Below are 14,838 nucleotides of genomic sequence, written 5' to 3' on the forward strand. Positions count from 1 at the left end.
CAGCGCTGGAACGCGTGGCGCTTCTTCGTCTCGGCGATCGTCGTCGGCATCGTGATCGCCGTGCCGATCTGGTTCGTCGCCGACGTCTCGCGATTCCCGCTGTGGGGCCAGATCGTCTACATCGCGCTGTTCATCCTCGGCCCGGTGCTCTGGACCGCCGTCGGGCTCGGAATCGGGGCGGCGCTGCGGCGCGCGGGCGTCGCCCGCAACGGTCCGGGCTGAGCGATCGCGGGTGGTTAGGGTCGGCTAAGTTGGAGACACTCAGCTCCTCACCCGGGAAGACCCGTGACCGCACCCGAGCGCTCTCCGTCTGCCGCGGCGCAGGCGTCCCGGCGGGGCGACAGCGCCGAACCTCTCCTGAGCGTGCGCGACCTCTCGATCACCCACCGGGGCGAGGATGCCGCCACCCCGGCCGCCGTGAGCTTCGACATCGCGCCCGGTGAGGTGGTGCTCCTGCTCGGACCGAGCGGATCGGGCAAGTCCACGCTGACGCTGGCGCTGAACGGACTCATTCCGCACGCGGTGGAAGCGGAGGTGCGCGGCGCGATCGACGTCGGCGGCCGCGACACCGCGGTCACTCCGGTGGCCGCGCTGAGCACGCAGGTGGGCATGGTCTTCCAGGACCCCGACGCGCAGCTCGTGACGGGCACGCTCCTGGACGAAGTCGCCTTCGGTCCCGAGAACCTGCGGATGCCGGTCGCGGAAGTACTCGCCCGTGCCGAGGCGGCGCTGCGGCGCGTGGGCCTGTGGCAACGTCGCGCGGACAATCCCGACCGCCTGTCCGGCGGCGGCCGACAGCGGCTGGCGATCGCGTGCGCCCTCGCCATGGGCTCGCCGCTGCTGGTGCTCGACGAGCCGACCGCCAACCTCGACCCGCAGGGGATCGAGGAGGTCTACGCCGCGCTCGGGGAGCTCGTGGCGGACGGCGGCCGTTCGATCCTCCTGGTCGAGCACAACCTGGACGACGCGATCGGCCTGGTGACCCGCGCCGTGGTGCTCGACCAGGACGGGCATCTCGTGGCGGACGGATCGGTGGATGCGGTCCTGCGCGATCGGGCGGAGGAGCTGCACGCGATGGGCGTGTGGCTGCCGACATCCGCTCTGGCCGCGCTGCGCCTGCGGCACGCCGGACTCGTGCTCGAGCCGCTGCCGTTGACGCCCGACGAGCTGCGGGCCGCGCTCGAGCGGGAGCCCGTTGCGTTTCGTCTCGGTCGCTCCGCCCCCTCGCAGCGCCCGGTCGTTGAGCGAGCGCAGCGAGACGAAACGCCCGGCGCCGACGCCGCCCCCCTCATCTCGGTGCGCGGGCTCTCGGTGCGCCGCGGGCGCACCGCGGTGCTGCACGATGTGCAGCTCGACGTCCGGCCGGGCGAGTTCGTGGCGATCGTCGGCGCGAACGGCGCCGGCAAGACCAGCCTCATCCAGGCGATCGCGGGGGTCGTGCGGCCTCCGCGCGGCGCCGTGCACATCGACGGATCCGACGTGGGGCGGGCCGACATCCGCACGCTCTCATCCCGCGTCGGGTTCGTCTTCCAGAACCCCGAGCACCAGTTCATCGCGCACACCGTCCACGACGAGATCGCGCACGGCCTGCGGTTGCAGCGACTCCCCGAGGACGAGGTCCGCGTCCGCACCGAGGCGCTGCTGGCGCGCTTCGACCTGACCGCCAAAGCAGGCACGCACCCGTTCCTGCTCTCCGGCGGTCAGAAGCGCCGGCTGTCGGTCGGAACTGCGCTGGTCGCCGGGGCCCCGGTCCTCGCCCTGGATGAGCCGACCTTCGGACAGGACCGCGCCCGGGCGGACGAGCTGCTGTCGCTGCTGCGCGAACTGAACCACGACGGAACGACGATCCTCGTGGTCACCCACGACATGCAGCTCGTCGCCGAGTACGCCGACCGCATGATCGTCCTGGCCGACGGTCGCGTCGTCGCGGACGGGACCACCGGCGAGGTGTTCGCCGATGCGGACCTGATCGAGGGCGCGGGACTGCGTCTGCCGCCGCTCGCACGTGCCCTGCGGGGGACCACGCGGCATCCGGAACTGGCCGGGATCGCGCGGCTGGGCGATCTTCCCGGAGGCGCCCCGTGACCGCGACCGGACCCATCCTCGCCGCGCAGGTGCCGCGCATGGTCATCGACCCCTATGCCGATGCCGTTCCCGCGGCACCGGTGCGGTTCCTGTATCGCCTCAACCCGCTGGCCAAGCTGCTGGCCCCGCTGCCGGCGATGGTGCTCCTGGTATTCGTCCGGGACGCGGCCACGCCGCTCGCCTTCCTCGCGCTGTCGTACCTGCTGCTCCTGATCGGGGTGAGCTTCACGCGGCGGCTCGCGCTTCTGCTTCTGCTGGCACTGCCTGTGGGCGCGCTGGCCATCGGGTTCGGCTTCGCGCTGTGGACCGATCCGTCGCACGTCGACCGCAGCTTCGTGGTCTGGCAGGCCGGGTCGTGGACGCTCTACGGCGGCGCCCTCCTGGTCGGCCTGTCCACCGGTCTGCGCATCGCTGCGATCGTCGGTCTGGCGCTGATCGCGGGCCTGAGCACCACCGGACCCGACCTGGTGCGCTCCACCGTGCAGCAGCTGCGCGTGCCGTACCGCATCGGCTACACCGCCCTGGCCGCCTTCCGGTTCGTGCCGCGGTTCCGGTACGAACTCGATGTCATCCGTCAAGCGCACCGCGTGCGGGGAGCGCACGGAGGCCGCGGACCGTTCGCGGCGATCGCGCGGTGGAGCGGGTACCTCGTGCCGCTGCTGGCCGGTGCGATCCGTCACGCCGAGCGGGTCGCGCTAGCCATGGACGCGCGCGCCTTCGGCGCCCACCCGGACCGCACGGAGCGCCATGTCGTGCCGTTCCGCGCGCGCGACGTCGTGTTCGTCGCGTCGTTCCTGATCGCGTCGGCTGCGATCTTCTGGTTCTTCTTCCCCTGGGGGCTCGGCTAGTCCGGTCCACCTCGGCGCACGCCTGAGCCCGGGCCCACCTGCCCGCGATGGTCGGAGTGTCGCGCCGTCGTCGGAGGATCTGCGGAGCATCCTCCGACATGCGCGCGATTCTCCGACGATCGGATGCCGGGGCCCCGCGCTCAGCGCGGGTTACGCGGGCGCAGCGGCGCCTTCGTAGGTGGCAAGGCGCATGGTCGCGGTCGCACTGTGCGCCGCCATGCCCTCGGAGTCGGAGATGACCTGAACAGCGTTCGCGAGCGCCGGCGTCGCCTCGCGTGCGATGCGCTGATACGTCAGCGGCTTGAGGAACCGCGAGACCGACAGACCGGCGCTGTGCTTGGCTCCGCCGGCGGTCGGAAGCACGTGGTTGGTTCCCGCCATGCCCTTGTCGGAGTAGGCGACGGTACTCCACGGTCCGAGGAAGATCGACCCGTAGTTGCGCAGGTGATCGTGGTACCACGCGTCGTCCGCGGTGAGGATCTCGAGGTGCTCAGGGGCCAGGTCGTCCATGAGGGCGACCGCCGTCTCGCGATCCTTCGCAACGGTCACGACGCCGTAGTCGCGCCACGCAGGTCCTGCGATCGGCTCGGTCGCGAGCCCGCCGAGCTGGCGCTCGACCGCCTCGATGACCGCGCGTCCATGCCCCTCGGAGGTGGTCACCAGCGCCGCCGGCGAGTTCGGCCCGTGCTCGGCCTGGCCGAGCAGGTCGGCCGCGACGATCTCGGGGTCGGCCGTGTCGTCCGAGATGACGGCGACCTCGGAGGGACCGGCGAGCAGGTCGATCGCGACCGTGCCGAACAGCTGACGCTTCGCCTCGGCGACGTAGGCGTTGCCCGCTCCGACGAGCATGTCGATCGGCAGCTCGCCGAGGAGTCCGTACGCCATAGCGGCGAGCGCCTGCACGCCGCCGAGCACGAAGACGCGGTCGACCCCCGACAGATGCGCGGCGTAGACGACGGCGTCGTTCGCGCCGCCGTGCGGCTGAGGCGGGGTGCAGGCGATGACGGTGGGGACGCCGGCAGCCTTGGCGACGCCGACGGTCATGAAGGCACTCGCGGTCAACGGGAAGCGTCCCGCGGGAAGGTAGGCGCCGACGCGCGACACCGGCACGTAGCGGGCTCCGGTGATCAGGCCGGGAACCAGCTCGGTTTCGAAATCCGCCAGGTGCGCGCGCTGCTCGGTCGCGAAGAGCTGCGTGCGCTCGGAGCCGAGCTCGATCGCCTCGCGGAGGTCGGCGGGCAGCCGGTCGCCGCTGGTGGCGATCTGCTCGGACGTCAGCTCGATATCGCCGCCCTGATAGTTGTCCAGGGTTCGCGCGTAGTCCAGCACCGCGTCCAGCCCGCGGCTCTGGATGTCGGAGAGCATCGCGGACACCGTTTCGATCACGGCCGGTTCACGCTGGGCAGCGGGTGCGTCGATCAGCGGGGTCTTGAGGTGGCGGAACGAGCCGTCGAGGCTCTGCAGAAGGGCGGGGCTGTAGCGCATGTGAAAACGGTAGGCGGATCGATAACTCCCACACAAGCCCAGTGGATACGATGTCAACCACAGGGTTTACCATTGCCTCGTGACGATCACGCAGCTCAAGGCGTTCTTGGCAGCCCTGCAGTTGGGCTCGTTCACGGCAGCGGCAGTCGAACTGGACGCGACCCAGGCGTCCGTCTCGGAGCTCGTCGCACGGCTCGAGCGTGAGCTGGGCGTCCGCCTGTTCACGCGCGGGCCGCGCCGCCTCGCGCCGACCGAAGCGGCCATGGCTCTGCGCGAGCACGCGGAGCTGGCCGTGAGCGCGATCGCCAACGGGATCGAGACGGTGGCCGCGATCCATGCACTGGAAGGCGGCACGTGCACCTTCGGGGTGCTGCGCAACGCCGCGTACTACGACCTCTCCGACCTCGTGCAGCGGTTCCACCGGCGGCATCCGCTCGTGAAGGTGCGGCTCGTCGGGCTGAACTCCGCGCTGGTCGCCGAGTCCATCGCGGCCGGTGAGATCGAGGCCGGGCTGCTGGTGCTGCCCGTCGAGGAATCGGGGCTGAAGATCACACCGCTGTTCCGCGACGAGGTGCTGTACGCATCCACGCGCCGCTCTCCCCGGGATGGCGGGGTGAGCATCCACGAGGTGGCGGGCGCCAAGCTCGTGCTCTACGACGCGTACGCGGGGTGGAGCGACCCCACCCGGCGGCAGCTGCTCGAGAGAGCCCGGCTCGAGGGTCTGACGATCGACCCCGCCATCGAGGTCGAGCACGTCGAGACGGCGCTGAGCCTGGTCGCGACCGGCGCGGCCGACACCATCGTGTCGCGCACGATCGCCGAATCCGCGACCTTTCCTCCGGGGATCGACGTCACGCCCTTCAGCGATCCCTTCTACGACACGATCGCCCTCGTCCAGCGCGAGGGTGCCTACCTCTCACCCGCGACCAAGCGGCTGGCCGAGCTTGCCGAGCGCACCCTGCTGGACAAGGTCGGCGAACACGCCGGGCGATCGCGCGCGGTCTGAAAAGGAGACGGATGCGGCGGCATCCGGGTCTCAGTACAGGTCCGGCCGACGATCGCCGAACAGGTCGTTGGAGGGCGGCAGCGACTTGTCGCCCGACGTGCGCAGCGTGAGGGTGGCGACGGCTGCGCCGGCATCGTCGGGGAGCGCGGCGACCCAGCCGTCCTCGTCGATGACGGCGGTGCCGCCGGTCCAGGGCACGCCCCGCTCGGCGCCGAGCCTGTCGGCGATGACAGTAGCCAATCGCGAGGACCGTGCCGCGGCCATCGCCTGGATCGTCTCCGGGGGGTGCTCGCCGGCCGGTCGTGGAAGAAGCGGCCAGTTCACCGGCAGCGCGAGGACGTCCGCGCCGGCCAGCGCCAGGCGACGAGGCACCTCGGGGAACTCGTTGTCGTAGCAGATCGCGACGCCGAGTCGGCCGACCGGAGTGTCGAACACAGCGCCCGCGGTGGTACCGGGCTCGAACAGGGTGGCCTCCGAGCCCCAGAGGTGCGCCTTGCGGTAGTCGCCCACGCGAAACCCGCGCGTGAGGACGGCAGCGGTGTTGTACACCTGATCCCCGTCGCGCTCGGCGTAGCCGACGACGGCGACGACACCGGGCGGCAGCGCCGACGCCAGGTCGTCCCATCCCGGGTGATCGCGAGCAAGGGACGACTCGGCCGCCTCAGCGCGATCGGCGAACACGTACCCGCTCGTGGCCAGTTCGGGCACCACGATCAGCTGCGCATCTCGTGCCGCGGCATCCTGCAGCGCGGACCGGATGCGCTGCAGGTTGCCGGCGACCTCGCCCAGACGGATCTCGGGCGAGGTCGCGGCAACGCGCAGGGTGCGGGTCATGCGGTCCGGTTCGGTCAGTCGTCCTCGGTGGCGGTGACCATCACGCCGACCGGCGCGAGGTAGCCGTTGGGGTCGATCATCCAGTCCGCGTCCCGCGCGGCGTCCACGACCTCCGGTGCCCAGTCCAGGTAGACGCGGTCGTCGCCGGAGTTGACGACGAGCAGCTCGCCGACTCCGCCCTCGCCGGCCTCGACGCAGCGGAATGCGCGCCAGGCCCCGGGCGGCACCGAGAAGGAGTCCGAGGGCCCGATCTCGATCGTGGTGGCCGGATCGCCGTTCAGTGTGATCGCCCAGCGGCCGGACTTGACCAGCAGCGCCTGCGTCTTGTCATGGCGGTGACGGAGGATGCCCTCATCCTCGGCAGCGCGCACCCAGGCCATGTTGAACGAGTGCGGCTCGTGGATCCGAGGCACCTGGCGGCGGTCCTCGCTCATGCCGTATCCGATGGCGAGACTGAGCTCCGCCCCGCCGCCGGGCAGGCTCGCGCACAGCAGCGCGTTCCGGCTGTAGACGCGGTCACCCGGCTGGATGACACGGCCGCGCAGCTCCTCCACGGAGTAGGTGGTGAGCTCGTCGATGTACTTCTGCTGGATGGGCTTGATCAGAGCGACGCCCTCTGGGAGCACGTCGCCGGCCACGGTGTCGATGAGCTGGTTGTCGGCCGTGAGGTGCAGGCCGTACGACTCGGCCTCCTTCAGCACCGAGGGTCCCCAGATGATGCCACCGGTGACATCACGGCCGAGCACGGTCCACAGGATGCCGTCATCCGGGCCCTCGTTGGTGAAGCCGCGGAAGATCCACGTGGGGATCGAGATGATGTCGCCGTCGGTGCTGACGTACTCCCCCTGCTTTCCGTCGATCCCCCAGCGGAGGCGGAACTGGCCGCCGAGGTTGACGAAGACCTCCGCCGTGAAGTGCAGGTGGAGGTTGTTCGAGATGCCGTTGGGCATCCCGGCAGCGCCCGTGTTGAATCCGTGCGGCTCGGTGAGGTTGATGACCTGACCGGCGTTCTGCGAGACGCCGCCGCCGATGAAGGCGTAGTTCTCCTTCCGGTCCGAGCCGGGCGTTCGGCAATCGATGAAGGCGGCGTTGTGCGGCGCCCAGTCGGTCTTGCGGATCGTGCGACGCTCGATCTCACTCTGATCGACGGTGACGTCGTGGCTCAGATGATCGGTGCTCATTGTCTTTCTTCTCTCTTCGTTGGGTGGTCAGTAGATGTTCGTGGGGCCGACGGGCTCGTCGCCGCGCGTACCGGCGATCTGCGCTCGCAGTGCGATGTCGTCCCAGAGGCGCACTTCCTTGGCCAGGGCGCCGTTGTGGAAGGTGAACTGCGAGATTCCGAGGACGTCGACCGGCTTTCCGGTGAGCGGGCCGTAGTCGGGCTTGCCGTTGTACGCGCCGACGAACTTCCACGTGACGGCCACGCGCAGTCCCGCATAGCGGACGTCGTAGTTGCTCTGGATGTCGCGGATCTCGAACTGCCCGGCCGGAAACGACTCGAGGAAGCGCAGCAGAGCGCGGCGATAGCCTTCAGGACGGATGACGACGCGGTTGCCGACGGTGAGCAGCACCAGGTCGCGCTGGAAGAAGGTCTCGACCTTCTGCAGGTCGCGGTCGTTCCACACCGTCCGGATCATCTCGAGCACCGTCTCCACCTCTGCGCGGTGGTCATCCGGCCGGACGCCCGAATCGCCCTTCGCGATCGGGTCGATCGGTGGAGCCTCTGTCCACGAGCCGGTGTACCCCCGGAACGCCTGGGCGCGAGCGAGCTCGTCGAGGTCGTCGCCGCGGTTCAGGGCTCCGGCGAGCGAGTCGCGTACGACCCACTCCTCGACCATCCGGCCGCGACGGTAGAGGCAGTTGGCGATCGTCCGGCTGTACTCGGACGTCTGGAGGTGCCCGGACAGGACCAGGTGGGAGCTCAGGAACGCATCGTCGCCGCGGGCCTCCCAGATGACGTCCTCGGCCTGACCGGTGCGGTCGGGCGTCGCCGAAATGCGCATCAGAGTGCCTTCGATGACCTCGTCGCGGGTCGTCGACGTGCCGTACGCGCCGTGGACGATCGAGTCCGGCTCGTAGTTCTCGCGGATGTAGCTGATCGAGCGATCCACCCAGATGAGGTCCGTGACCTCGCGGATGAAATCGTCGGGGTCGGCATACGGCTGGTAGGCCGCCGGGTCGAGAGGCACTCTTGCACTCCTTCTGTTCATCGACCGCGTGCATCGCTGTGCCGCGGACTGTGCGTTGTCCTTGGGAGTGTATGCGTATGCACAACCCAGCGCAAGACCGTGGCCGCGGGCTCGGGTGAGTCAGACCCGGGCTGCGGCCGCGGCGAGCGTCCGGCGCTCGATGAACGCGGTCTCGAACTCGATATGCGCGATGGGCGCATCGGCCTGCTCGATGCGATGCGTGACGAGGCGGGCCGCCTCGCGCGCCATCTCGGCGAAGTCATAGGCGATCGTGGAGAGTTCGATGATCGGCCAGGACGCAGCCGGCAGATCGTCGAAGCCGATGATCGAGACGTCTTCGGGGACCGAGACGCCCGCCCGGCGCGCGGCATTCAGTGCCCCGTACGCGACCACGTCGTTCCCGCAGAAGATCAGCGTGGGCGGGGAATCCTGGGCCAAGAGCGACGTCGTCGCCTCATCGCCGGAGTGCGTGTCGAACGGACCCCGCCGTACGTTCTGCGGGTCCAGCGCGAGTCCGTGCTGTGCGAGCGCCGCACGCAGTGCGATCTCGCGGGATTGCGCGGTGCTGGTGTTGCTCGGCCCCAGAACAGCGCCGATGTGCCGATGGCCCAGTGACACGGCCCGGGCAGCCGCTTGGCCGAACCCCGCCGCCGGTGCCACGACGGTGGCGTCCGCGTCGACGAAGGATGCCGTGCGATTGAAGTACACGAAGGGCAGTCCGCGATCCCGCAGCCGCAGCGGAGCGATGGAGTCCACCGTCGTGGTGGCGAGGATCACACCGTCCAGACCGTTCGCGATCAGCCGTTCCGCGACCGTCTCGTTGTCGGCCGTCTCGGTGTGCAGCATGAGTTGATACCCCATGCGCTCCAGCTCCAGGTGCACGGGCGCGATGATCTGGGCGTAGAACTGGTTCTCCAGGTCGGTGACCAGCAGCCCGATGCGGTGGGTGCGGCCCGACGACAGTGCCCGCCCGGCGTCGCTCGGCACATACCCGAGCAGATCGGCGGCTTCCCGCACGCTCCGCTTGGTCGCCTCGGAGACGCGGGGGTCGTCTCGGAGGGCGCGCGAGACGGTCGGCTGCGACACGCCTGCCAGGCGTGCGACGTCTCGGCTCGTGACGGCCATGCCCACCCCCTTGCGCATGCGACGAAGACGCCCGAGTCTAGCGGAGACTTGACCCGTTGTGCATACGAAAGCATAATGGCAGCATACGTATGCACGAATGCCGTGCCGAGAGGAAGCACCGATGCCCCTTTACCTGAAGAGCGCTCCGTCGAAATCGTTCACCGACAGCGCCCAGAGCGACGTCGCCGAGCGAGTGGGCTCGATCATCGACGAGATCAGATCCGACGGCGACGCGGCCGTGCGGAAATACTCCGAGCAGTTCGACAAGTGGAGTCCTGACGCGTTCCGCCTCGACGACGCTCGGGTGGCTGAGATCATGGCGACCTTGGACCAGCAGGTCATCGACGACATCGTGTTCGTCCAGGAGCAGGTGCGAAGGTTCGCGCAGGCCCAGCGCGACTCGCTCGTCGACATCGAGGTCGAGACGCTGCCCGGGGTCTTCCTGGGACAGAAGCACGTGCCCGTGCAGGCCGCAGGCGCATACATCCCCGGCGGCAAGTACCCGCTGACGGCCTCGGCGCACATGACGATCATCACGGCCAAGGTTGCGGGCGTAGCGCGCGTCGTCGCGTGCACACCGCCCATCCGCGGCGAAATCCCCGCGGCGACGATCGCCGCCATGAAGCTCGCAGGAGCCGACGAGATCTACGTGCTGGGCGGCGTGCAGGCGGTGACCGCCATGGCGGTCGGCACCGAGACGATCGCACCGGTCAACCTCATCGCGGGGCCGGGCAACGCCTACGTCGCCGAGGCCAAGCGCCAGCTGTTCGGCGAGGTCGGCATCGACCTGTTCGCCGGCCCCACCGAGATCCTCATCGTGGCCGACGATCACGCGGACCCCTTCCTCACTGCGGTCGACCTGCTTTCGCAGGCAGAGCATGGTCCCGAATCGCCGGCGGTCCTCATCACCACCTCGCGCGACCTCGGCGAGCAGGTGCTGGAGCACATCGAGCAGCTCCTGCCCGGCATGTCGACCAGGGACTACGCCGAGCCGGCATGGCGGGACTGGGGGCAGGTGATCGTCGTCGACGACCTCGACGAGGCGTACGCGCTCGCCGATTCGTTCGCGTTCGAGCACGTGCAGATCTTCACCGAGGAGCCGCGCGTCGCCCTCGAGAAGATGCACGACTACGGCGCTCTGTTCCTCGGTGAGAACACGTGCGTCTCGTACGGCGACAAGGTCATCGGAACCAACCACGTTCTCCCCACGCTGGGCGCCGCGCGGTATACGGGCGGCCTCTGGGTCGGCAAATACCTGCGCACCGTGACCTACCAGCAGATCGTCGATCCGTCCTCGTCGGCACTGCTGGGCGAGGTCTGCGGACGAGCCGCTCGCGTCGAGCTGTTCGAGGGCCACGCGCGCTCGGGCGACGCGCGAGCCTGGCGTCACGCAGGTCGCACCTTCCCGTGGATCGAGGAGAGCCTCGCCGCGGGAGCCGGTACCCGATGACCGACCTCGCCGGTCGTACCGCTCTGGTGACAGGCGGCGGCAGCGGCCTGGGTGCGGCGATCGCGACTGCGCTGCACGCCGCCGGAGCCGACGTGGTGGTGGTCGGACGCGACGAGGCCAAGTTGGACGCCGTCGCGGCACGCCTCGGCCGGCGCGCACGCGCGCTCACCTGCGACGTGAGCGACCCCGCCTCCGTCGAAGAACTGCGCTCGCGGCTCGCCGATACCGCGGTGTCGATCCTCGTCAACAACGCCGGTGTCCCGGGACCCGTCGCTGCGCTGACCGATATCTCGGTGGAGGACTGGGATGCCGTGTTCGACGTCAACGTGCGCGGGACGTTCCTGCTCTGCAGGGCGTTCCTGCCTGCCATGATCGAGCGCGGTGCCGGTGACGTGATCAACGTGGCATCCGTGTCGGGTAAGCGCCCGCTCGCTCACCGCACTCCGTACTGCGCCTCCAAGATGGCAGTCATCGGGTTGACCTCGACGTTGGCGTTCGAGGTCGGGCCCGCTGGAGTCAGCGTCAACACGCTCTCTCCGGGACCTGTCGAGGGGCCGCGCATGGCGCGCAATTTCCGCCTCGAAGCCGAGCGCTCCGGCGGCTCGGTCGCCGAGGCCGAGGCGGCCTTCGTCTCTCGGGCGGCGCTCGGACGCATGGTGACGGAGGAGGAGGTCGGCCGCGCCGTCGTCGCCATGCTCGACATGCCGGGACTGTGCGGCGCCGACGTCGACCTCTCCGCCGGGATGATCGCGTGACGACCCCCTCGCTGCGGGCGCGCGCCGGGGCCGGTGAACGCCTGCTCGGCGTGCTGCTGCGGATGCCGGGGGAGGAGCTCGTCGAAATGGCGGCGGTCGCCGGTTTCGACTTCGTCCTGATCGACTGCGAACACGGTCCCGCAGATGTGGGGGCGCTGCGTCAGCACATCGCAGTCGCCGCGATTCACCGGGTGCCCGTCGTGGTCCGGGTCGGCGAGGACGACCCCGGAATGATCCTCCGGGCGCTCGACCAGGGCGCGCAGGGCATCCTGGCGCCGCACATCGACTCCGCGGCTGACGCGGTCGCGCTGGTCTCGGCCGCGCACTATCCGCCGACCGGAACGCGGGGCTTCGCCACCTACAGCCGTGCCGGACGATTCGGCGAGAGCGATCCCACCGCCCACCGCGATTGGTTCCTCGACAACACACTGGTGCTGGGCATGATCGAGTCGCCCGTCGGTGTCGCCGTCGCGGCCGAGATCGTCGCGACACCCGGGCTCGACGGCATCATGATCGGCCCGGCCGACCTCGCCGCGGCATCCGGTCCTTCTGATCCTCCGCTGCCGGAGGCGACCGCGCATGTGAACGCGGCGATCGCGGCGGAAGGAAAGCTCCGCATGGACATCGTGGGCACCGTGTCGGCCGCGGCCGACGCCTTCGCGGATGGCGCTCAGCTCGTCGTCTACAACCTTGCGTACTCGCTCATGGCGCACATGAAGTCACTGCTGGCTCCGCGCGGCTGAGCGGCGCGCGGGGGCCCGAGTCGCGCTCACGCACCCGACCCGCACCACCCGCGCAGCAGCGCACCGAAGGCATCAGGCCGTTCCATGGGGAGCAGATGACCGCCGTCGATCGTCACGACGCGCGCTCGCGGCAAGGCCGCGGCGATCTCGAGGTGGAACTCGGGCGGGCAGATCGAGTCCTCGGCTCCCGACACGAGCAGTGTCGGCGCCGTCACGGCTCTCAGGGCCGGCCGGAGGTCGACCCTGGTCGACTGCATCCGCAGCTGCGCCCGCAGGCGGTCTGAACCGGTCGCATCAGCCATCGCGAGCGTGCGCTCCACGAGCACCCGTCGCTTCGCCGCCTCCGGTGAGAGCAGCTCGCTCAGGGCGTCGGCCTGCAGGCCCCGCGCGCTCTCACCGGCATCGAGCCGCTCGATCCAGTTCTGCCACGAGATCCGCTGCTCGACGGTGGGCGCCTTCGCATTCGTCGAGACGAGGCACAGCCCCGCGACACGCTCCGGGGCGCGGACGACGAGTGCCATCGCCACGATCGCACCGAGGGACAGGCCGCCCAAGACGAACAGCCGCGGCAGCTCCGCCAGCAGTCGATCGACCTGAGCGTCGATCGACTCCTCGCTCAGCACGGGTGTCAGCGCCTCCCCCACATCGCATCCCGTCCAGAGGTCCGCCGTGCAGTTCATGCCCGGCAGCAGGACGAGCGGGGGCACGTCAGCCCTTGACGGCGCCGTCGCTCAACCCCGCCACGAGATACTTCTGCGCGACGAACGCGATCAGGATCACGGGGATCGTCAGAAGTATCGAGGCGGCGCCGGCCTGCTGGAGCATCGGCAGAGTCTGCCCGAGCTGGGTCGCGATGAACACCGGAACCGTCTTGGACGACGTGTCGGTCAGCACCAGCGCGGTCAGGTACTCCTGGAACGCGAAGAGGAACACGAAGATGCCGGCGGTGAGGATGCCGGGTCCCATGAGCGGGATCATGACGCGTCGCAGCATCCCGATCCGGGTGCATCCGTCGATCATCGCGGCCTCGTCGAGTTCGCGCGGGATCTCGGCGAAGAAGTTCCGCAGCAGCCAGATCGTGAAGGGCTGATTGATCGCGACGAGGGCGATGGCCAGTGCGAACGTGGTGTCGTAGATGCCGAGTGCGCGGCTGATGTCGTACATCGGCAGCACAACGGCGAACCTCGGCAGGGCCCGGAAGATCAGCGCGAGCACCAGCAGCAGCGCGGAGATGTAGTTCGGGAATCGCGACAGCGCATAGGCGGCGGGGATGCCGATGATGAGCGCGATGATCGTCGACACCACGGCGACCACCAGGGTGTTGACGAGGTAGTCGGAGAAGTAGGTCGTCTCCCAGAGGTTGACGAACGCCTCGAACGTCGGCTCGTAGCCCCAGAACACCGGCGGGTTCGCGAAGGCGACATTGGTGGGCTTGGTGACCGAGAGCGTCATCCAGATGAAGGGGCTGAGCATCATCAGACACAGGATGCCGAGCAGGATCCCCGTGATGACCGGGCGCTTGCGGCGTCCTCGCGGCCGGCGACCCTTGCCTTCGATGTCGGCCGTGGTGATGGCGCGAGTGGAGAGCGCCTCATCGGTGAGGGTCATCGCGCAACCTTCGCTTCCTTGAAGATCCCTCGAATGAAGGGAGTGAGCATGACGAGGATGAGCAGGATGGTCAGGACGTTGATCGCACTGCCGAGACCGAGCTGCTGCGCGCCGTCGGCGAATGCCACCGAGTACACGTAGAGCATGATCGACTCGTTGCCGATCGCCGCCGCCTGCGGCGACAAGGGGATCAGATTGTCGAACATCCGCAGCACGTCCATGATCGAGATGAGCGTGACGAAACCGAGTACGCCGCGGATCGTCGGGATGATGACCTGCAGATGCGTCTGCAGCGGGCTGGCGCCGTCGATCAGCGCCGCCTCACGCAACTCGACCGGCACTCCCTGGAGTCCGGCGAGGATGATGAGCATCGCGAAGGGCAGCATGTGCCAGACGGTGTTCGCGATGATGAGGATGGCGTTCGGAACCTGCTCGGTGAACCAGAGCACCTGGGTGCCGCTGATCAACCCGAGGAAGCGGTTCACGATGCCGCCGAAGTTGTCGTCCACCAGCCACGAAAAGGCGACGGCTCCGACCAGGTTCGGCAGCACGTACGAGACCAGCATGATGCCGAGCACCAGCGGGCGGGACTTCGTCAGGCGGTCGATCCCGATCGCGACGATGTAACCCAGCACGAGCAGGATCGCCGTCGTGATGATCGTGACGATGATGGTGAACAGTGCGGCCGCGCCGAAACGCGGGTCGGTCAG

At 69.2% G+C, this 14,838-nt stretch carries 14 protein-coding genes and 1 pseudogene; 7 read left to right on the plus strand and 8 right to left on the minus strand.

The annotated features are described in order from the left end of the window. The 3 genes and pseudogenes from VFX99_RS03700 to VFX99_RS03710 form a co-directional block, all read left to right on the plus strand. Positions 1-222, plus strand: a pseudogene (locus tag VFX99_RS03700) (acyl esterase); the annotation flags it as partial. A 63-nt stretch (positions 223-285) separates the two neighbouring features. Continuing rightward, positions 286-2,085, plus strand: a complete 1,800-nt coding sequence (locus VFX99_RS03705; RefSeq protein WP_329664970.1) for an ABC transporter ATP-binding protein — start codon at positions 286-288, stop codon at positions 2,083-2,085. Positions 2,086-2,123: 38 nt separating this feature from the next. Further along, positions 2,124-2,933, plus strand: coding sequence for an energy-coupling factor transporter transmembrane component T (locus VFX99_RS03710; RefSeq protein WP_329664983.1), 810 nt, complete (start codon positions 2,124-2,126; stop codon positions 2,931-2,933). 150 nt (positions 2,934-3,083) lie between these two features. On the opposite strand, the gene hisD (VFX99_RS03715) is transcribed toward VFX99_RS03710, so the two are convergent. Then, complete coding sequence (hisD, locus tag VFX99_RS03715) at positions 3,084-4,418, minus strand: histidinol dehydrogenase (RefSeq protein WP_329664971.1); 1,335 nt, start codon at positions 4,416-4,418, stop codon at positions 3,084-3,086. 79 nt (positions 4,419-4,497) lie between these two features. On the opposite strand from hisD (VFX99_RS03715), the gene VFX99_RS03720 reads away from it, so the two are divergent. After that, positions 4,498-5,424 (plus strand): LysR family transcriptional regulator, encoded by a 927-nt coding sequence (locus tag VFX99_RS03720; protein ID WP_329664972.1) that lies wholly within the window; start codon positions 4,498-4,500, stop codon positions 5,422-5,424. Between the two features lie 30 nt (positions 5,425-5,454). On the opposite strand, the gene VFX99_RS03725 is transcribed toward VFX99_RS03720, so the two are convergent. The 4 genes from VFX99_RS03725 to VFX99_RS03740 all read right to left on the minus strand — a co-directional run bounded on the left by VFX99_RS03725 (position 5,455) and on the right by VFX99_RS03740 (position 9,572). Next, positions 5,455-6,258, minus strand: coding sequence for a nitrilase-related carbon-nitrogen hydrolase (locus VFX99_RS03725; protein ID WP_329664973.1), 804 nt, complete (start codon positions 6,256-6,258; stop codon positions 5,455-5,457). A 14-nt stretch (positions 6,259-6,272) separates the two neighbouring features. Next, positions 6,273-7,439 (minus strand): hypothetical protein, encoded by a 1,167-nt coding sequence (locus VFX99_RS03730; protein ID WP_329664974.1) that lies wholly within the window; start codon positions 7,437-7,439, stop codon positions 6,273-6,275. 27 nt (positions 7,440-7,466) lie between these two features. Then, positions 7,467-8,447: an ester cyclase gene (locus VFX99_RS03735; protein ID WP_329664975.1), complete on the minus strand. Its 981-nt coding sequence runs from the start codon at positions 8,445-8,447 to the stop codon at positions 7,467-7,469. 120 nt (positions 8,448-8,567) lie between these two features. After that, positions 8,568-9,572, minus strand: a complete 1,005-nt coding sequence (locus tag VFX99_RS03740) for a LacI family DNA-binding transcriptional regulator (RefSeq protein WP_329664976.1) — start codon at positions 9,570-9,572, stop codon at positions 8,568-8,570. 121 nt (positions 9,573-9,693) lie between these two features. Between VFX99_RS03740 and hisD (VFX99_RS03745) the strand changes: the two genes are divergently transcribed. Genes hisD (VFX99_RS03745) through VFX99_RS03755 form a run of 3 tightly spaced genes read left to right on the plus strand, consistent with a single transcriptional unit; the run spans position 9,694 to position 12,520 of the window. After that, positions 9,694-11,022 (plus strand): histidinol dehydrogenase, encoded by a 1,329-nt coding sequence (gene hisD, locus VFX99_RS03745; RefSeq protein WP_329664977.1) that lies wholly within the window; start codon positions 9,694-9,696, stop codon positions 11,020-11,022. Then, a complete protein-coding gene (locus VFX99_RS03750; RefSeq protein ID WP_329664978.1) occupies positions 11,019-11,777 on the plus strand; it encodes an SDR family NAD(P)-dependent oxidoreductase in 759 nt (252 codons plus the stop codon). Before hisD (VFX99_RS03745) ends, VFX99_RS03750 begins: the two co-directional genes overlap by 4 nt. After that, entirely contained in the window at positions 11,774-12,520 is a 747-nt protein-coding gene (locus VFX99_RS03755) for an HpcH/HpaI aldolase family protein (protein WP_329664979.1), read from the plus strand. Before VFX99_RS03750 ends, VFX99_RS03755 begins: the two co-directional genes overlap by 4 nt. A 26-nt stretch (positions 12,521-12,546) precedes the next feature. Here VFX99_RS03755 and VFX99_RS03760 read toward each other — a convergent pair whose 3' ends face one another. The 3 genes from VFX99_RS03760 to VFX99_RS03770 all read right to left on the minus strand — a co-directional run. Further along, entirely contained in the window at positions 12,547-13,227 is a 681-nt protein-coding gene (locus tag VFX99_RS03760; RefSeq protein WP_329664980.1) for an alpha/beta fold hydrolase, read from the minus strand. Position 13,228: 1 nt separating this feature from the next. Continuing rightward, complete coding sequence (locus VFX99_RS03765; protein WP_329664981.1) at positions 13,229-14,128, minus strand: carbohydrate ABC transporter permease; 900 nt, start codon at positions 14,126-14,128, stop codon at positions 13,229-13,231. Further along, positions 14,125-14,838 (minus strand): sugar ABC transporter permease (locus VFX99_RS03770; RefSeq protein WP_329664982.1); only part of this gene is annotated, 714 nt, incomplete at its 5' end. The genes VFX99_RS03770 and VFX99_RS03765, both read right to left, overlap by 4 nt.

Origin of the sequence: Microbacterium sp., from assembly GCF_036277215.1 — a bacterium.
Taxonomy (GTDB): domain Bacteria; phylum Actinomycetota; class Actinomycetes; order Actinomycetales; family Microbacteriaceae; genus Microbacterium.